Origin of the sequence: Actinomycetospora sp. NBRC 106375 (genome assembly GCF_030269665.1) — a bacterium.
GTDB lineage: Bacteria > Actinomycetota > Actinomycetes > Mycobacteriales > Pseudonocardiaceae > Actinomycetospora.
In genome coordinates this window covers 151962-169405 of record NZ_BSTS01000012.1, presented here as the reverse complement: position 1 = coordinate 169405, position 17444 = coordinate 151962, and the positions used below count along the sequence as shown (strand labels likewise).

General features: G+C 75.2%; 15 protein-coding genes. 7 read left to right on the top strand and 8 right to left on the bottom strand.

The genetic code is table 11. The features are described from left to right. Positions 1 to 3: 3 nt before the first annotated feature. Positions 4 to 264, top strand: coding sequence for an Rv1322 family protein (locus QSK03_RS20985; protein ID WP_285656179.1), 261 nt, complete (start codon positions 4 to 6; stop codon positions 262 to 264). Here the strand turns inward: QSK03_RS20985 and QSK03_RS20980 are convergent. The 3 genes from QSK03_RS20980 to mce form a co-directional block, all read right to left on the bottom strand. After that, positions 261 to 1379 carry a DivIVA domain-containing protein gene (locus QSK03_RS20980; protein ID WP_285656177.1) on the bottom strand — a complete coding sequence of 373 codons (1119 nt, stop codon included), beginning with the start codon at positions 1377 to 1379 and terminating at the stop codon, positions 261 to 263. The genes QSK03_RS20985 and QSK03_RS20980 overlap by 4 nt on opposite strands. 89 nt (positions 1380 to 1468) lie before the next feature. Next, positions 1469 to 2800 carry a crotonyl-CoA carboxylase/reductase gene (gene ccrA, locus QSK03_RS20975; RefSeq protein ID WP_285656175.1) on the bottom strand — a complete coding sequence of 444 codons (1332 nt, stop codon included), beginning with the start codon at positions 2798 to 2800 and terminating at the stop codon, positions 1469 to 1471. 83 nt (positions 2801 to 2883) lie between these two features. Then, on the bottom strand, positions 2884 to 3333 hold the full coding sequence (mce, locus tag QSK03_RS20970; protein ID WP_285656173.1) for a methylmalonyl-CoA epimerase: 450 nt from the start codon (positions 3331 to 3333) through the stop codon (positions 2884 to 2886). A 107-nt stretch (positions 3334 to 3440) separates the two neighbouring features. Between mce and meaB the strand changes: the two genes are divergently transcribed. After that, complete coding sequence (meaB, locus tag QSK03_RS20965) at positions 3441 to 4394, top strand: methylmalonyl Co-A mutase-associated GTPase MeaB (RefSeq protein WP_285656171.1); 954 nt, start codon at positions 3441 to 3443, stop codon at positions 4392 to 4394. A gap of 67 nt (positions 4395 to 4461) precedes the next feature. On the opposite strand, the gene QSK03_RS20960 is transcribed toward meaB, so the two are convergent. Beyond that, entirely contained in the window at positions 4462 to 5364 is a 903-nt protein-coding gene (locus QSK03_RS20960; protein ID WP_285656168.1) for a M56 family metallopeptidase, read from the bottom strand. Positions 5365 to 5396: 32 nt separating this feature from the next. After that, positions 5397 to 5822: a BlaI/MecI/CopY family transcriptional regulator gene (locus tag QSK03_RS20955; RefSeq protein ID WP_285656166.1), complete on the bottom strand. Its 426-nt coding sequence runs from the start codon at positions 5820 to 5822 to the stop codon at positions 5397 to 5399. 88 nt (positions 5823 to 5910) lie between these two features. Between QSK03_RS20955 and QSK03_RS20950 the strand changes: the two genes are divergently transcribed. From QSK03_RS20950 to cydC, 3 genes are read left to right on the top strand one after another with little or no spacing between them, the layout of a single operon-like run. Beyond that, the gene (locus QSK03_RS20950; RefSeq protein ID WP_285656164.1) at positions 5911 to 7317 is read left to right on the top strand and encodes a cytochrome ubiquinol oxidase subunit I; all 1407 of its coding nucleotides are present in this window, start codon (positions 5911 to 5913) and stop codon (positions 7315 to 7317) included. Positions 7318 to 7327: 10 nt separating this feature from the next. Beyond that, positions 7328 to 8290, top strand: a complete 963-nt coding sequence (gene cydB / locus QSK03_RS20945) for a cytochrome d ubiquinol oxidase subunit II (RefSeq protein ID WP_285656161.1) — start codon at positions 7328 to 7330, stop codon at positions 8288 to 8290. Further along, on the top strand, positions 8287 to 11715 hold the full coding sequence (gene cydC, locus QSK03_RS20940; protein ID WP_285656158.1) for a thiol reductant ABC exporter subunit CydC: 3429 nt from the start codon (positions 8287 to 8289) through the stop codon (positions 11713 to 11715). The genes cydB and cydC overlap by 4 nt, the downstream gene beginning before the upstream one ends. On the opposite strand, the gene QSK03_RS20935 is transcribed toward cydC, so the two are convergent. Further along, the gene (locus tag QSK03_RS20935) at positions 11691 to 12194 is read right to left on the bottom strand and encodes a MarR family winged helix-turn-helix transcriptional regulator (protein ID WP_285656155.1); all 504 of its coding nucleotides are present in this window, start codon (positions 12192 to 12194) and stop codon (positions 11691 to 11693) included. The genes cydC and QSK03_RS20935 overlap by 25 nt on opposite strands. 44 nt (positions 12195 to 12238) lie before the next feature. On the opposite strand from QSK03_RS20935, the gene QSK03_RS20930 reads away from it, so the two are divergent. Both QSK03_RS20930 and QSK03_RS20925 read left to right on the top strand, forming a co-directional pair. Then, the gene (locus QSK03_RS20930) at positions 12239 to 12556 is read left to right on the top strand and encodes a thiamine-binding protein (RefSeq protein WP_285656152.1); all 318 of its coding nucleotides are present in this window, start codon (positions 12239 to 12241) and stop codon (positions 12554 to 12556) included. A gap of 112 nt (positions 12557 to 12668) precedes the next feature. After that, entirely contained in the window at positions 12669 to 13634 is a 966-nt protein-coding gene (locus tag QSK03_RS20925; protein WP_285656393.1) for a tetratricopeptide repeat protein, read from the top strand. A gap of 82 nt (positions 13635 to 13716) precedes the next feature. On the opposite strand, the gene QSK03_RS20920 is transcribed toward QSK03_RS20925, so the two are convergent. Both QSK03_RS20920 and glgB read right to left on the bottom strand, forming a co-directional pair. Beyond that, the gene (locus QSK03_RS20920) at positions 13717 to 15096 is read right to left on the bottom strand and encodes a neutral zinc metallopeptidase (RefSeq protein WP_502872203.1); all 1380 of its coding nucleotides are present in this window, start codon (positions 15094 to 15096) and stop codon (positions 13717 to 13719) included. A gap of 67 nt (positions 15097 to 15163) precedes the next feature. After that, on the bottom strand, positions 15164 to 17389 hold the full coding sequence (gene glgB, locus QSK03_RS20915) for a 1,4-alpha-glucan branching protein GlgB (protein WP_502872206.1): 2226 nt from the start codon (positions 17387 to 17389) through the stop codon (positions 15164 to 15166). Positions 17390 to 17444 lie beyond the last annotated feature (55 nt).

Here is a 17444-nt window from a genome sequence, read left to right as displayed (position 1 = left end):
GGGATGCCCCGCAGGTCCCGTCGCCCCGCCCGCCCCGCACCGGCACCCCCGCCGCTGCGGGGCGGCTGGGTGCGCGAGGAGGACGGGTGGATGGTGCGCTCGATCAGCGGGACCGCGGCCACGAAGACGTACCGCTGCCCGGGCTGCCAGCAGGAGATCCCGCCGGGGACGTCGCACGTGGTGGCGTGGCCCGCCGACGAGGTCCAGGAGGACACCGACCGGCGGCACTGGCACACCGGCTGCTGGCGCCAGGGGCGCCGCTAGCGGCTCGTCGTCGCGCTCCGCTGCTCGGGCGCGCTGGCGCCACCGAGGTCGCCGTCCTCGTCCGGGGTCCGCGACTCGCCGTTGGGCGAGGGCCGGGAGCCCGCGGCCGGCGGGTCGGGCAGGACCGGCCCGGCGGGGGCGTCCTCGTCGGGGAACGCGTCGACGGTGGGCAGCGCCCCGAGCGCCGAGCGCAGGGTGGCGAGCTGCTGGCCGACGCGGTCGCGCAGGCGGCGCATCTCGGCGACCTCGGCGTCCGCCTCGCGCAGCCGGCGCCGGGCCTCGTCGGAGGCGTCCTTGACGTACTTCTCCGCCCGCTCCTTGGACGCCTGCTCGTCGGCCTCGAGCTGGCGCATGGCCTCGCGCCGGCGGGCGGCCATGGCGACGGTGAAGTCGTTCTCGACCTGGTCGCGGCGCTCGCGGCCCTCCGTGTCGAGACGGTCGCGCTCGTGCTCGGCGTCCTGGCGCAGGCGCGTGACGTCGGCGCGGGCGGTGTCCATCACCCCGCGGTGCTCGTCCTCCATCGCGCGGCGGCGGCGGTCGTTGTCGGCGAGGCCCTCGTCGTAGCGGGTGCGGGCCTCCTCGGCCTCGGCCTCGGCGCGCTCGTGGATCTCGCGGGCCTGACGGTGCGCCTCGTCGACGGTGGCGCGGGCCTGCTCCTCGCCGTGCTCGGCGGTCCGGCGGGCGTGGTCGTCGGCCTCGGCGATCTTCGCGCGGGCGTGCTCGTCGGCCTGGTTGGCGGTCCGTCGTGCGTAGTCGTCGGCCTCCTCGCGCACGCGGCGGGCGGCCTCGCCGGCCTCCTCGCGCATCGAGCGCGTCTCGTCCTGGGCCAGCCGCAGCATGCGCTGGAGGCGCTCGGAGAGCCCCTCCATGGTGTCCGGGGGCGCCGAGAGACGGTCGACCTGGGCGCGGAGGTCCTCCACGTGCGCGCGATGGTGGTCGAGGGCGCGCGCGAGCTCGGTCGCCTGCGACACGGCGGCGTCGCGGTCCGCCGTGAGGATGCGCAGGTCGGCCTCGACGCGGTCGAGGTGCTCCTCGACCTGTCCGCGGTCGTACCCGCGGCGCACGACGTCGAAGCCGGTCCCCAGCGGCAACAGTTCGTGCTCGTCAGAGGCCATGCGGCTCACGGTACCGGCGTCGCGGGGATCGCATCACGGACGGGTGAGAGACACGCCCCCACCCGTCCGGACGACACGCCGACGATCCCTCAGACGCCACGGAAGCGGTTGATGCCCTCGAGGTGCTGCTCGCGCTTCTCGGTGTTGGTGACGCCGAGACCCTCCTCGGGGGCGAGACCGAGGACGCCGACCTTGCCCTGGTGGCTGTTGTGGTGGACGTCGTTGGCGGCCTCGCCGGTCTCGTGCAGCGGGTAGACGCGCGAGACCGTCGGGTGGATCTGGCCCTTCGCCACGAGGCGGTTGGCCAGGTAGGCCTCCTTGTAGTTGGCGAAGTGCGACCCGATGATCCGCTTGAGGTTCATCCACAGGTACCGGTTGTCGTACTGGTGCATGAAGCCCGACGTCGACGCGCAGGTCACGATCGTGCCGCCGCGCTTGGCGACGTACACGCTCGCGCCGAAGGTCTCGCGGCCCGGGTGCTCGAAGACGATGTCCGGGTCGTCGCCCCCGGTGAGCTCCCGGATCCGCTGCCCGAACCGCTTCCACTCGCGGGGGTCCTGGGTCTCGGGGTCGGACCAGAACTTGTAGCCCTCCTCCGAGCGGTCGATGATCAGCTCGGCGCCCATCTTGCGGCAGATCTCGGCCTTCTCGGGGCTGGAGACCACGCACACCGGGGTGGCTCCGCCGTTGAGCGCGAACTGGGTGGCGTAGGAGCCCAGCCCGCCCGAGGCGCCCCAGATGAGGACGACGTCGCCCTGGGTCATGTTCGCGCCGTGCGGGCTGACCAGCTGGCGGTAGGCCGTGGAGTTGACCAGACCGGGCGAGGCGGCCTCCTCCCAGGTCAGGTGGTCCGGCTTGGGCATGAGCTGGTTGGTCTTGACCAGGGCCAGCTCGGCGAGGCCGCCGAAGTTGGTCTCGAAGCCCCAGATGCGCTGCTCCGGGTCCATCATCGTGTCGTCGTGCCCGGCGGGGGCCTCGAGCTCGACCGAGAGGCAGTGCGCGACGACCTTGTCGCCGGCCTTCCACATCTGGACGCCCTCGCCGGTCTTGAGCACGACGCCGGCGAGGTCGGAGCCGACCACGTGGTAGGGCAGGTCGTGCCGCTTGGCCAGCGGCGAGATCTTGCCGTAGCGCCGCAGGAAGCTGAACGTCGAGACCGGCTCGAAGATCGACGTCCACACGGTGTTGTAGTTGATGGCGCTGGCCATGACGGCGACCAGCGCCTCACCGGGGGCGACCGCCGGGGTGGGGACGTCGTCGAGGTGCAGGGACTTGCGGGGGTCCTTCTCCCGCGAGGCCATCCCCTCGAACATGTCGGCCTCGTCGGCGTGGACGGTGATGCCTCGATAGGACTCCGGGACCTGGATTCCGTTCAGGGCGGCGGTGTCGTCGGCGAGGATGGCGTCGCGGATGTCCTGCACGTTCTTGCCTCCGGGTGTGGTGCGGTGGCGCGAGGCTACCGACCGGTAACAGTCCTGGGGACCGGGGTGTGAGCGGGTCGGTCCTAGTGGTCGGTGGCCGGCTCGACGAGCTCGACGAGCACGCCGCCGGCGTCCTTCGGGTGCACGAAGTTGACGCGCGAGCCCGCCGTCCCTCGCCGGGGGGCGTCGTAGAGCAGGCGCAGGCCCTTCTCCCGCAGGGTCGCCGTGCTCTTCTCGATGTCGGTCACCCGGTAGGCCACCTGCTGGAGGCCGGGCCCGTTGCGGTCGATGAACTTGGCGATCGTCGATGAATCGTCGAGCGGCGCCAGCAGCTGGACCGCGGGGCCGGCGTCATCACCGGGTGCGTGCAGCATCGCCTCACGCACTCCCTGATCGCCGTTCGTCTCCTGGTGGGTGGCCACCAGGCCGAGGTTCTCGGCGTACCAGGCGATGGCCGCATCGAGGTCGGGTACGGCGATCCCCACGTGGTCGATCGTGGTGATGCCGCTGTCGGCCAGGAGCTCGGTTGCCATGGCGGGCAGGGTAACCATCTGAATCGAAGTGTCCGCTCCGTGACGCAGCGCACGCTCGATTTACCAAGCACGGGCGATCGGGGCCGGCATCGGTAGCCTGCCGCGCCGTGGAGGACCTGGAGCGGCTCGTCGCCGACGCCCGCGAGGGCGTGCCCCGCGCGGTGGGCAAGCTCGTCTCGCTGGTGGAGGACGCGAGCCCGCGCCTGCGCGAGCTCGCGGCGGCGCTGGCCCCCTACACCGGCCACGCCCGGGTCGTGGGACTCACGGGCTCGCCCGGCGTCGGCAAGTCGACGACGACGTCGGCACTGGTCACGGCCCTGCGCGCCGACGGGAGACGCGTCGGCGTGCTCGCCGTCGACCCCAGCTCGCCCTTCTCCGGCGGCGCCCTGCTGGGTGACCGGGTGCGGATGAGCGAGCACGCGACCGACCCGGGCGTGTTCATCCGGTCGATGGCCACCCGCGGGCACCTCGGGGGCCTCGCGGCCGCCACCCCGCAGGCGCTGCGGGTGCTCGACGCGGCCGGCTGCGACGTCGTGCTGGTCGAGACGGTGGGGGTCGGGCAGTCGGAGGTCGAGGTCGTCGCCCTGTCCGACACGACGGTCGTGCTCCTGGCCCCCGGGATGGGTGACGGCGTGCAGGCGGCGAAGGCCGGGATCCTCGAGGTCGCCGACGTCTTCGCCGTCAACAAGGCCGACCGGGACGGCGCCGACGCCACCGTGCGCGAGCTGCAGCACATGATGCGGCTCAACCGCGTGGAGAAGGGCCCGTCGTGGCGCGTGCCGGTCGTGCGCACCGTCGCGTCGTCCGGGCAGGGGATCGACGACCTCGTCGCCGCGCTCGACGACCACCACACCTTCCTCGCCGACCACGACCGCCTCGGCGAGGGCCCCCGCCGCCGCGCCCGCGCCGAGATCGAGGCGATCGCCCTCGCCGACCTGCGCGCCCGCATCCGGTCCCTGGCCGGCTCGACCGCCCTCGACGCCCTGGCCGAGCGGGTCGTCGACGGCGCGCTGGACCCCTTCGCCGCCGCCGACGAGGTCGTGGCCTCGGTGCGGGGCTGACGTCACTGGTCGCAGCGAACGTGCTGCTCGCTGCTTCTACGCGCGCGAAGTCCCCGTTCGCGGCGGGTCAGCGCAGGAGGCCGGCCGCCGGCAGGGCCGCGGAGAGCCAGGGGATGACGACGGCGACCGTCGGGACGACGACGACCGCGGCGGCGACGAGGTAGGTGCCCGTGGCCAGGGCGCGGCCGCCGCAGCGCCGGGCCCGGACGCGTTCGAGGCGGGCGGCGACCTCGGTGTCCCCGGTGGCCACGAACGCCTCGAGCGCCCCGGCCATGGCGGCGTCCGAGCATCGCGCCCGGCCGGCGTCGTCGGCGAGCATCTCGAGCAGCAGACCCACGGCGTCGCGGGCCTGGCGGCTGCGCACGAGCACGGGGAAGGCCTGGTGCAGGGCGACGAAGCCCTCGCGGACGAGGTCGTGGCGGGCGTCGAGGTGTGCCTGCTCGTGGGCGAGGACGGCGCGCAGCTCCTCGTCGTCGAGGGTGTCGAGCGCGCCGTCGGTGACGACCACCCGGGGCGCCCGCCCGGGCAGGCAGTAGGCGAACGGGACCGCGCCGTCGAGGACGCGCAGGACGGTCTTCGCCCCGATCCCGCCGACCGCGGCGCTGCGCTCGGCGCGGTCGAGCAGGTCGACCATGTCCCGGTGCCGGGAGCGGCGCCGGCGGGTGCGCACGGCGAGCATCACGAGCACGCCGAGCAGGCGCAGCACGATGAGGCCGGCGAGGGTCGCGGCGACCGCCACGGCGACGACCATCGGGGTCCCGCGGCGTTCCTCGGGCCCCAGGGCACGCAGCAGCTCCTCGGGCGCGGCGAGCGCGCTGCCCACGGCGGCGAGCACGGCGGCGAGGGCGATCGCCTGCCACAGGACGATGGCGGCCCGGGGGACGCGCTGCGGCCAGTGGGCGCGCGCCAGTACCGAGGGGACGGGGCCGGCCAGCACGAGCGCCAGCACGGCCAGCCACACCGAGGCCATGACCGATCAGTCTGGTCCCGATGCGGCCGAGATCACGACTCGGGGCCGCGATCCTCGCCGTCGTGACGCGGTTCGGGGACCTCGGGGATCACGGCGGGTGGGGGAGGCCCGGTCTGCAGGGCCGCCCGCAGGGCCGCGGCCTCCTCGGGACCCACGCGGTCGACGAACGCCACCAGCGCGGCGGTGCGGTCCTCGCCGACGTCGCCGAGCGCGTCGAGCATGAGCGAGGCCGCCATCTGCTCGCGCGTCGAGGCCGCGACGTAGCGGTAGGCCTTGCCGTCCCGCTCCTGGCGCACGACGCCCTTCTTGGCCAGCCGGCCGAGCACCGTCATCACCGTCGTGTACGCGAGCTCCCGCTCGAGGCCCTCGTGCACCTCGCGGACCGTCAACGGGCCGGGAGCGGCCCACAGCTGCGCCATCACCGCGCGCTCCAGCTCACCCAGGGCCACGTCACGCATCCTAGCCGTGGATCCCCTTGCCAACGCAAGTCGTCGTACTACGCTTGGTCGTACATACGACGCAGCGTCGTAGGTACGGGAGGTCGTCGTGACCGCACTGGAGCTGTCCCGACTGCAGTTCGCCGTCGTGACCGTGTACCACTACCTGTTCGTCCCGCTGTCGATCTCGCTGTCGACCTTGACGGCGCTGCTCGCGACCCTGTCCCATCGGACCGGCGACGCGCGGTGGCAGCGGCTGACCCTGCTCGTGGGCAAGCTCCTCATGATCACGTTCGCGGTCGGTGTCGTGACCGGGCTCGTGCAGGAGTTCCAGTTCGGGCTCTCCTGGTCGGCCTTCGCCCGGTTCTACGGCGACGTCTTCGGGCCGACGCTGGCGATCGAGGGGATGCTCGCCTTCTTCCTGGAGGCCACGTTCCTGGGCCTCTGGTGGTTCGGCGCGGGACGGCTGCGCCCCGCGCTGCACCTGGCGACCATCTGGATCGTCGCGGTCGGCACGCTCCTCTCGGCCTACGTCATCCTCGCGGCGAACGCGTTCATGCAGAACCCGGTGGCCTACACGCTCGACCCCGCCACCGGCCGCGCGCGCCTCGGCAGCTTCGCCGACCTGCTGACCAACGAGGTCGTGCTCGCCGCCTTCCCGCACACCGTCGCCGGGGCGTTCGCCGGCGGGGGTGCGCTGCTGCTGGCGATCGGGGCGTACCGGATGCGGCGGGGGGACACCGCGGGGCAGTGGGTGCGCCTGACCCGGGTCGGGGCGTGGACGACGCTCGTGTCCGGCGCCGCGGTGGCCCTGACCGGCGACCTGCTGGGCAAGGTCATGACCGCGGTCCAGCCGATGAAGATGGCCGCGGCCGAGGCCCTGTACGCGACGCAGTCCGGGGCGCCGTTCTCGCTGTTCGCGGTCGGCGCACCGGGCGCGAAGGAGCCGTTCTTCAGCCTCGACGTGCCGTGGCTGCTCTCGTTCGTGGCCACCGGCACCTTCACCGGCACGGTCCAGGGCATCGACGACCTGCAGGCGCAGTACGTCGCGCAGTTCGGCCCGGGCGACTACGTCCCGGTGGTGCCGATGGCCTACTGGAGCTTCCGCTTCATGATCGGCTTCGGGGTGCTGGCGACGGTCGTGGCCGCGTGGGTCCTGTGGCGGCTGCGGCGCGGCGGGGAGCTGTCCGCGGGCCACGTCGTCGACCGGTGGCTCCTCCGGCTGCTCTGGACCGTCCCGGTGCTGCCCGCGCTCGCCGCCACCGCCGGGTGGCTGTTCACCGAGACAGCCCGCCAGCCGTGGCTGGTCTTCGGGCTCTTCCGCACCGCCGACGGCGTCTCGCCGGGGCTCACGCCGGTCGAGATCGTCGCCTCCCTGGCCGGTTTCGCGCTGGTCTACGGCGTGCTCGCGGTCGTCTGGGTGCGCCTGGTGCTCCGGGTCGCGCGGACGGCGGAGGACGAACCGGCCGTCGCGGAGCCCGAGCCGTCCGACCGCCCCCTCGTCCCTGCGTACTGAGGAGATCGACGTGGACCTCCCGACCCTCTGGTTCGCGCTGGCGATCACCTGCTGGGTGCTGTTCTTCGCGCTCGAGGGCTTCGACTTCGGCGTCGGGGTGCTCGCGGGCGTGCTCGGGCGCGACGACCACGAGCGGTCCGCGGGCGTCACGACCATCGGCCCGGTCTGGGACGGCAACGAGGTGTGGCTCGTGGCCGCCGTCGGCGTCACGTTCGCCGCGTTCCCGGACTGGTACGCGGCCCTGATGAGCGGGCTCTACCTGCCGTTCGTGCTGATCCTGCTCGCGCTGGCCGCTCGCGGGGTGGCGATCGAGTTCCGCGGTAAGGGCGGGACGGCGCGATGGCGCGCGGTGTGCGACGCCGTGCTCGCGACGTCGTCGGTGCTGGTCGCGGCGCTGTGGGGTGCGGTGCTGGGCGTCCTCGCGACCGGCCTCGCGCTCGGCGCGGACGGGGAGGTCGCCGGTGCCGGCCTGGCGCGGTCGCTGGCGCCGCTGGTGTCGGGGCCTGCGCTGCTCGGCGCCGTGCTCGGGGTCGCCGTCGCCCTCGTGCAGGGGGCGACGTTCCTCGGGCTGCGCACGACCGGCCCGCTGCGCGCGCGGGCCCGGATCGCAGCGCTGGGGGCGCTGGTGCCCGCGGCGCTGGTCGTGGCGTTCCTGGAGCCGTGGTGGCTGGTGGGCGTGGCGGTGGTCGCCGCCCTGGTGGCCCTGCGTCGTGAGGTGCTCGCGTTCGCCGCGGCGTCGGTCGCCGTGGCCGGCGGGGCCGTCGCCGTCCTGGCGTCACACCTCCCGGTCGTGCTGCCGAGCACGCTGGATCCGGCGTTCTCGCTGACCGTCGACGGGGCGGCCGCGAGCCCCGGCGCGCTGCGGCTGATCACGGTCGCCGCGGTGGTCGTCCTGCCCGGTGTCGTCGCGTACCAGGCGTTCTCGTACTGGGTGTTCCGGCGCCGGGTGGCGAGCGAGCGGGTGGCGACGTGACCTCGGGCGACGAAGCAGGGCGGAGCCCCACCCGGGGGCCGGTGGACCCCCGGCTGCTCGCGCTGTCCCGCGGCGCGTGGCCCGGGGTGCTCGGGCTGGTGCTCGTCGGCGTCGCGCAGGCCGCGGGCACGGTGGCGGCGGCGCTGGCGGCGGCGTCGGTCGTGACCGCGCTGGTGACCGGGCCCGGGGTGGTGCCGCACGCGGCGATCGCGGTGCTGGCCCTCGTCGTGGTCCTCCGGGCGGGGCTCGCCTGGCTCGGGCCGTGGCTCGCGGCGCGCACCGGCGAGCAGGTGGTGGAACGGGAGCGCGAGCGGCTGCTCGGTCACCTCGCCCACGCCGACGCGCCCGCCGTGGTGCCGCTCGCCGCGCACGGGGTCGACGCGCTGCGGGGCTGGTTCACCGCGACCCTGCCCGCGCTCGTGCTGGCGGTCGTGCTGCCACCGGCGGTGCTCGTGGTGCTGGCGCTCGCCGACCCGACCTCCGCGCTGGTCGTGGCCGTCACGCTGCCGCTGGTGCCGGTGTTCGCGGTGCTGCTCGGCTGGGCGGCCCGTGCCCGCGCACGCCGGGAGTGGGCGGCCGGAGAGCGCCTCGCCGGTCACTTCCTCGACACCGTCGCCGGCCTGGCGACGCTGCGGCTGTTCGGGCGCGCCCACCGGGCGGTCGACACCGTCACCGACCTCGGCGAGCGGCACCGCGCGGCGTCCGTCCGGGTCCTGCGCGTGGCGTTCCTGTCCTCGACGGCGCTGGAACTGCTCGGGACGCTCTCGGTCGGGCTCGTCGCGGTCGGCGCCGGGGTGCGCCTGGTGGAGGGCGCGATGGCGCTGTGGCCCGCGCTGGTCGCGATCCTCCTGGCCGGCGAGGCCCACCGTCCGCTGCGCGAGGCCGGGGCCCGGTTCCACGACACCGCGCGGGCGACCGCGGTGCTCGACGAGCGGGACGCGTTGCTGGCGCCGGCCGTCCCCTCGGGGCTCGTGCGTGCCGTCGCCGACGGGCGGGCGCACGTCCGGGTGCGCGACCTCGCCGTCCGGCATCCCGGCCGTCTCTCCGCAACCCCGGCGGTGCCGGCCCTGGACGCCGAGGGCGGGGAGCTGCTCGTCGTCGCCGGGCCGTCCGGGGCGGGCAAGACGACGCTGCTGCGCGCGTTGTCCGGGACGCTCGACGATGCGGCCGACGCCACGGGCTCGGTCGACGTGCACGGGCGGCTCCTCGTGCTCGGCCAGGACCCGCAGCTGCCGCACGCCGCGACGGTGGGCGAGGCGCTGGAGGAGGCGCCGCCGTCGCTCCTGGGTCGTCTCGGCCTTCCGCTCGACCCGTCGACACCCCTCGCCGAGGCCGGCCGCTCCCTGTCGTCCGGCCAGCGCCGCCGCCTCGCCCTCGCCGCCGTGCTCGGCGACGCCGCCCGCGACCCCGTCGGCGCCGTCGTCCTGCTCGACGAGCCCACGGCGCACCTCGACACCGACACCGAGCGTGCGGTCGTGGCCGAGCTCCGGGAGCTCGCGGGTCGCGGCGCCCTCGTCCTCGCCGTCGCCCACCGCTCCGCCCTGCGCGCCGCCGCCGACCGTGTGGTGGACCTCGCGGCGTCGGGCGTGGATGCAGCGAACGCGCTGTTCGCTGCCTCTATGCGTCGGAACTCCGCGTCCGCGGCGACGGCGGGCGAGGTCCCGGTCGGCGCGAGGGACGCCCTCGCTGCCTCGGACGCAGCGAAGGACGCCCTCGCTCCGCCACCCCGAGCGGACGACGTCGCGGCGCCGAGCTCCGCCGCGAACGGGGACTTTGCGCGCATAGAAGCAGCGAACCGCCCGTTCGCTGCACCATCACGCGAACCCCGGACGCGGCGCGGGCTCCCGATCGCGGTGCTGCTGGGCGCGGGGGCGGCGGTGGCGGGCGTCGCGCTGACCGCCGCGGCGGCGTGGCTCATCGCCCGCGCCGCGGCGCAGCCGCCGATCCTCGTCCTCTCGATCGCCGTGGTCGCGGTGCGCGGGTTCGCGATCGCGCGGCCGGTGCTGCGGCACCTCGAGCGCGTCGCGGCGCACGCCGACGGGCTCGCGCGGGTGGTGCGGTGGCGCCGGCGGGTCGTCGCGGCGCTCGTGCCGCGGGTGCCGGGTGCGGTCGCGGGCCGGCGGGGTCACCTGCTGGCGCGGGTGGTCGACGACGTCGACGTCCGCCTCGACGGCCTGGTCCGCGGGGTGCTGCCGCTGGCCGTCGCGGCGCTCGCGCTGCCGGTGCTGCTCGGCGCCGCCGCGCTGGCGAGCCCGGCCCTCGCGGGCGCGCTGCTGCCCGGGCTGGCGGTCACGGTGGTCGTCGCGCCACTGGTCGCCGCGGTGGCCGCGCGTCGGGCGGCGCCCGCGGTCGAGGAGGGCACCGACGCCCTGCGCGCCGCGGTGGTCGAGACCCACGCCGCCCGCGACGAGCTCGCGGCGCGGGATGCCCTGCACGCCGTCCCCCGGGCGCGGGCCGCTGCCCTCGCCCGCGCCCGGCGGCGGGACGCAGCCGGCGGGGCGTTCGCCGGCATGCTCGCCCAGCTCGGGCTCGGCGCCGCCGCGGTCGCCGCGGCCCTGGCGGCGCCCGCGAGCGCGTCGCCGGAGCTCGCCGCCGTCGCCGTGCTCGCGCCGCTCGCGCTCGGCGAGACCGTCCTCGGGCTGCCCGCGGCGGCCGCCGCCGTGGTGCGGGGCCGGCGGGCGCGTGCCCGCCTCGCGGCCCTCGAGGACCCGGCGCCGCCCGCCACCGAGCCGGCGCGGGCCCGCGGCGTCCGGCGCGGCGACCTCCGCGTCCGCGACCTCACCGCCGGCTGGGGCGCGACGCCCGCGCTGCGCGGCCTGGACCTCGACCTCCCCGCCGGCCGGCGGCTCGGAGTCACCGGGGCCTCGGGGTCGGGCAAGTCGACGCTCGCCGCGGTCCTGCTGCGCCTGCTCGACCCGCGCCACGGCACCGTGAGCCTCGGCGGCGTCGACGCGGCCACGGTCCCGGGCGACGCCTGGCGCCGCGCGGTGGCCCTCGTCGGCGAGCACGACCACGTCTTCGCCACGACCGTCCGCGAGAACCTGCGCTTCGCCGCCCCCGACGCCGACGACGCCGCGCTCGTCGCCGTCCTGCGCCGCGTCCGGCTCGGGATCTGGTTCGACGGGCTGCCCGACGGCCTCGACACCTGGCTGGACGCCGGGTCGGTGTCGGGCGGCGAGCGCCGGCGCCTGGCCACGGCCCGCGCGCTGCTCGCCGATCCGGCGGTGCTCGTGCTCGACGAACCGACCGAGGGACTCGACCCGGCCACCGCGCGCGAGCTGATCGCCGACCTGCTCGACGCGGGGACCGGCCGGACCGTCGTGCTGCTGGCCCACCGTGGCGAGGGGCTCGACCTCGTCGACGAGGTCCGGCACCTCGAGGCCGGGGTGCTGCGGTCGGCTCAGGCGAAGTCGCCCGCAGCGTGACGCACGCGCGAGAGCAGGCCCGTGAGCGTCTCGGTCTGTTCCTCGTCGAGCCCGACGAGGCCGAAGTCGATCGCCGTGACCGCGGCGGTGGCCGCCGCGCACAGCTCGCGGCCGGCGTCGGTGATCTCCACGAGCGTCGTCCGCCCGTCGGTGGGGTGCGGACGGCGGGCGACGAGGCCGGAGCCCTGCAGGCGGTCGACGATGTTGGTGATCGAGGTGGGGTGCAGCTGGAGCCGCTCGCCCATGATCCGCATCGGCAGCGACCCCGCCCGCGAGAACCGCAGCAGCACCAGCGCCTCGTACCGGGCGAACGTCAGCCCGTGCGCGCGCAGCGCCCCGTCGACCGCCTGCTGGAGGATCTGCTGGACGCGCATGACGCTGGTGACGGCGGCCATCGCGCGGGGCTCGCCGATCCGCTCGCCCCAGATCGACGCGGCCCGTGCGATCGGGTCGAACGGCAGCGGCGTGGACGCGGTCATGACGGGCCCGAACCTAGCAGTGGATCCGTGGCAGGCTGGCGGCCGTGATCGTGGCGTTCAGCGTGTCCCCGTCCGGCGTCGGGGTCGACGGGGCACCGGCCGAGGACGGGTCGGTCTCCGAGGCGGTGGCCGCCGCGGTCCGCGTCGTGCGCGCGTCCGGCCTGCCGCACGAGACCTCCTCGATGTTCACCTCGGTCGAGGGCGAGTGGGACGAGGTCATGGACGTCGTGCGCCGCGCGACCGAGGCCGCCGGACGGTACGGCTCGCGGGTCTCGCTCGTGCTCAAGGCCGACATCCGGCCCGGCCACACGGGCCAGATGGAGGCCAAGGTCGCGCGCGTCGAGGAGCGCCTGCGGGGCTGAGTCCGGGCTGGGTCCGGGCCTGAGTCGCCCGCCACCCCCAGGTGGCAGACTTGGCTCCGTGGCACGTCCCGATTCACGCCAGGCGGCCCAGGCCGCAGCTCTGTCCTCGGCGATGGCCGGGGCTGTCGACCTGTCCGGCCTGAAGGCCCGCGCCGAGGCCCGGACGTCGGGCGCCGCGCAGCAGCGGCCCGCCGGCCCCGTCGACCCCGCCGCGGGCGGACCGCCCGCCGGTGGCGCCGGCGGCGGTGCCCCGGTCACCGTCATCGACGTCGACGAGGCCTCCTTCCAGGCCGAGGTGATCGACCGCTCCAACGAGGTCCCGGTCGTCGTCGACCTGTGGGCCGACTGGTGCCAGCCGTGCAAGCAGCTCTCGCCGGTGCTGGAGAAGCTCGCCGCCGAGGGCGGCGGCGCGTGGGTGCTCGCGAAGATCGACGTCGACGCCAACCCGCGCATCGCGCAGGCGTTCCAGGCGCAGTCGATCCCGATGGTCGTCGTCGTCGCCGGCGGCCAGCCCGTGACCCAGTTCCAGGGCGCCCAGCCCGAGCCGCAGCTGCGCCAGTGGATCGCCCAGCTGCTCGACGCGCTGCGCGACCAGATGCCCGGCATCGCCGAGGCCGAGGCGCGCGGTGGGGGCGCCGGTGTGGTCGAGGAACCGGTCGAGGAGCCCGACGACCCGCGCATCGTCGCCGCCGAGGAGGCCCTCGAGCGCGGCGACTACGCCGCGGCGACCCAGGCCTACGAGACGATCCTCGCGAGCGAGCCCGACCACGCCGAGGCGCAGGCGGCGCTCGCGCAGGTGAAGTTCCTCCAGCGCGCCGAGTCCGCCGACCCGTCGGCGATCGCCCGCGCCGACGCCGCGCCGGACGACGTCGACGCCCAGATCGCCGCCGCGGACGCGCAGCTGGCGACCTCGGATGTCGCCGGGGCCTTCGACCGGCTCGTGCAGACCGTGTCGCGCACCGCGGGCGACGACCGCGACCGCGCCCGCACCCACCTCGTCGAGCTGTTCGAGCTCTTCGGCACCGAGGACGAGCGCGTCACCACGGCCCGCCGCGCCCTGGCCCGCGCGCTGTACTGATCGCCCGCCGGCCGTGGCCGGTGAGTGATCGAAGTACCGATACGGACGCTCAGTGTCCGTGACGGCACTTCGCTGACAAACCTCAGACGCCTCGCAGGCACGCGTCGGCGCCCTGGTCGACGCCGGCGCGGAAGACGCGGATGCGTTCGTAGCCGGTGCCCGCGGCCGCGACGCCGTCGGTGCCGCGGGAGGCGGTGTCCTCGCGCAGCAGCAGGGTCACGGCCTCGTCGAGGTCGCCGGGGGAGAGGGCGAAGCCGCTGCCGCCCGTGCCCACCGCGGCGCTGTAGGCCCCGGCGAGGCACAGGGCGGCGCGCCCGCCCTCGGCGCCCGTGGTCGGCTTCCCCATCGCGGCGAGGGCGGCGGTGCCGTAGCGGGAGGCCAGCAGGGTGCCGGTGGCGTAGTCGCCGATGCGGGCGTGGTCGGCGGCGAGGGTGCCGGAGGTGTCGATGTGCACCGCCGACGGTGTTGCGCACCAGGCGACCGGGCCCTGCACCTCGTCGTCGCCGCTGTCACCGCACGTCGCGCGCCCCCGCTCGGAGCCGGGCGTCGCCCACTGCCCGCCGCGCTGGCGCACGAGCCCGCCGAAGAAGCGGTCGAGGTCGGGCTGCATGGACCGGATCAGCGGGTCGAGCCCGAGGTTGCCGCCGGAGTTCTCGTCGTCGGCGGACCGGAAGGACTGCTGGGTGAAGGTGCGGTCCTGGGTGATGCCCGCGCAGGTGGCGGGCGCGCCGTCGAACCCGTCCTGGAACGACGTGACCCGGTCGAACGCGTTCCCGTGGGCGTCGGCGTTGCGCGGGGACGTGCCCACCGGGTCGCGGAAGGTGATCAGCGCGCCCATCGCGCCGTCGATGCCGTCGACACCGGTGCGCAGGTCGGGCAGGGAGCCGTCGCGGACGCGCCGCAGGAAGACACCTGCGTAGCAGTCGGCCTGGGCCTCCAGCACGATCGTCGGCGCCGAGCGCAGCGTGCCGTCGCGGTCGAGGCGCTGCTGGACGCTGTGCCCGAACTCGTGAGAGATCACGACGACGACCGCCGCGTCGCCGAACTCACGCCGCAGCTGCGGCAGCAGGCCCGCCCGGTCCCACGCGATGATGTCGGAGTCCGGGCAGTAGAAGGCGGTGCCCTCGACCTCGCGCGGGTTGCGCAGGCACGGCACCGCCGGGGCGCGCCCGCTGCGTCCCGAGGGGTCGACCGAGTAGTAGCCCTTCAACGGGGCGAACGGCTGGCCGCCCGGGAGCGTCGGGAACGTCTGGCCCCAGTAGCCCTCGAGGTCGCGCAGCACGGCGGCGGCGAGCCGGTCCTGGTCGCTGCCGTCGGTGCCCTGGACGAAGGAGGGGTCGATGCCCGCCGTGACCTCCGGCCCGGCGACGGCCCGCCCGTCCTGCGGGAACGCGCAGGCCGACGTGACCAGGGCGGCGAGGACGGCACAGATCACGATCGACGCCCGCAGCGATCCCCGCACGCGCGACATCATGCCCGCGACGTGCCCCGCGTGGGTGACGATCGGCGAATCACAGGAGCCACATCCGTCACGCCGGCGCGAGCCACAGCACGCCCGACGACGGCAGCGTCACCTCGGCCGAGGCGGGCCGGCCGTGCCACGGCGACGAGGTCGCGATGACCGCACCGTAGTTGCCGACCCCGCGCCCGCCGTAGATCTCGGCGTCGGTGTTGACCACCTCGCGCCAGCGGCCCGCCGACGGCAGCCCGACGCGGTAGTTCGGATGGTCGACCCCGGAGAAGTTGACCAGGCAGGCGACGGCGTTGCCTGCCTGGTCGAAGCGCAGGAACGACAGGACGTTGCCGGTCGCGTCGTTGGCGTCGATCCACGAGAAGCCGGCCGGGTCGATGTCGAGCTCGTACATCGGCGGCAGCGAGCGGTAGGCGGCGTTGAGGTCGCCCATGAGCCGGCGGAGGCCCCCGTGGCGCGGGTCGTCGAGCAGCTCCCAGTCCAGCGAGCGCTCCTCGGACCACTCGCGGACCTGGCCGAACTCGCCGCCCATGAACACCAGCTGCTTGCCCGGGTGCGCCCACATGAAGCCGAACAGCGCGCGCACGCCCGCGGCCTTGCGCTCGTCGTCGCCGGGCTGGCGCGTCCACAGCGAGCCCTTGCCGTGCACCACCTCGTCGTGCGAGAGCGGCAGCACGTAGTTCTCGCTGTACGCGTAGGTCATCGAGAACGTCATCTGGTTGTGGTGGTAGCCGCGGTGCACCGGGTCGCGCCCGACGTAGTCGAGCGTGTCGTGCATCCAGCCCATGTTCCACTTGAAGCCGAACCCGAGCCCGCCGAGGTGCGTCGGGCGCGTGACGCCGGGCCAGGCCGTCGACTCCTCGGCGATCGTCACCGCGCTCGGGTGGTTCTTGTAGACGGTGGCGTTGACCTCCTGGAGGAACGACACCGCCTCGAGGTTCTCCCGGCCGCCGTAGCGGTTGGGCGTCCAGCCGCCGTCGGGCCGCGAGTAGTCGAGGTAGAGCATCGAGGCGACGGCGTCGACGCGCAGCCCGTCGATGTGGAACTCGTCGAGCCAGTACAGCGCGTTGGCGACGAGGAAGTTGCGCACCTGCGAGCGCCCGAAGTCGAACACGAGCGTGCCCCAGTCGAGCTGCTCGCCGCGGCGCGGGTCGCCGTGCTCGTAGCAGGGGGTGCCGTCGAAGCGCGCGAGCGCCCACTCGTCCTTGGGGAAGTGCGCCGGCACCCAGTCGACGAGCACGCCGATGCCCGCGCGGTGCAGGCGGTCGACGAAGTAGCGGAAGTCGTCCGGGCTGCCGAAGCGCGAGGTCGGCGCGTAGTACGAGCTGACCTGGTAGCCCCACGAGCCGCCGAAGGGGTGCTCGGCGACGGGCAGCAGCTCGACGTGGGTGAAACCGGAGACGGTGAGGTACTCGGCGAGCTCGTCGGCCAGCTCCCGGTAGGTCAGACCCTGGCGCCACGAGCCCAGGTGGAGCTCGTAGATGCTCATGGGCTCGGCGTGCGGTCGCGACGCGTCCCGCCGGGTCATCCACTCCTGGTCGGCCCACTCGTGGGTCGACGTGGTGACGACCGACGCCGGCGTGGGCGGCAGGTCGGCGGCGAACGCCATCGGGTCGGCCTTGTCCAGCCAGTGCCCGTCCGGCGAGAGGATCCGGAACCCGTAGCGGGTGCCGTCGCCCAGGCCCGGCACGAACAGCTCCCAGACCCCGGAGCCCAGCGCGCGCATCGGCGTCGCCGTGCCGTCCCAGCCGTCCCAGTCGCCGCACACGCGCACCCCGCGGGCGTGGGGAGCCCACACCGCGAACGAGGTGCCCTCGACGGGCCCGGACGGCGTCGGCCAGCGACGGAAGTGGGCGCCGAGCGCGTCCCACAGCCGCTCGTGGCGGCCCTCGCCGATGAGGTGCAGGTCGACCGGCCCGAGCACCGGGGAGAACCGGTAGGGGTCGTCGGTGATCGTCTCGACGGTCTCGCCGGTGACCGGGTCGGTGCGGCGCGTCGCGAGGCGGTAGCGCGGCAGGGGGCCGGGCACGCCGGCGGCGAACACCCCCGCGGCGTGCACCTCGGCGAGCGGGTAGCGACCGGCGGTGGGGCCGTCGTCGACCACGACGTCGACGGCGTCGGCGCCGGGACGCAGGGCCCGCACGACGACCGTGCCCGGGGACTGCGGGTCGCGGTGCGGCCCCAGCACCCCGTGGGGGTCGCGGTGCGAGCCCTCCATCAGCAGGTGGACGTCGAGGTCGGACGGCGCGACGGTGACGCTCCGGTGGGCGGGGACGGCGGGCACGCTCACGGGCTCCTCGAGGTCGGAAGAAGTATCGGGCGGACTACCCCTGGCGGCG

Coding starts and splice junctions, on each gene's coding strand:
- QSK03_RS20955 (WP_285656166.1), bottom strand. CDS start 5,822: ATGCGTGACGTGGCCCTGGGTGAGCTGGAGCGCGCGGTGATGGCGCAG.
- mce (WP_285656173.1), bottom strand. CDS start 3,333: ATGGCAACCGAGCTCCTGGCCGACAGCGGCATCACCACGATCGACCAC.
- QSK03_RS20935 (WP_285656155.1), bottom strand. CDS start 12,194: ATGACCGCGTCCACGCCGCTGCCGTTCGACCCGATCGCACGGGCCGCG.
- QSK03_RS20925 (WP_285656393.1), top strand. CDS start 12,669: ATGGCCGGGGCTGTCGACCTGTCCGGCCTGAAGGCCCGCGCCGAGGCC.
- QSK03_RS20960 (WP_285656168.1), bottom strand. CDS start 5,364: ATGGCCTCGGTGTGGCTGGCCGTGCTGGCGCTCGTGCTGGCCGGCCCC.
- QSK03_RS20980 (WP_285656177.1), bottom strand. CDS start 1,379: ATGGCCTCTGACGAGCACGAACTGTTGCCGCTGGGGACCGGCTTCGAC.
- QSK03_RS20985 (WP_285656179.1), top strand. CDS start 4: ATGCCCCGCAGGTCCCGTCGCCCCGCCCGCCCCGCACCGGCACCCCCG.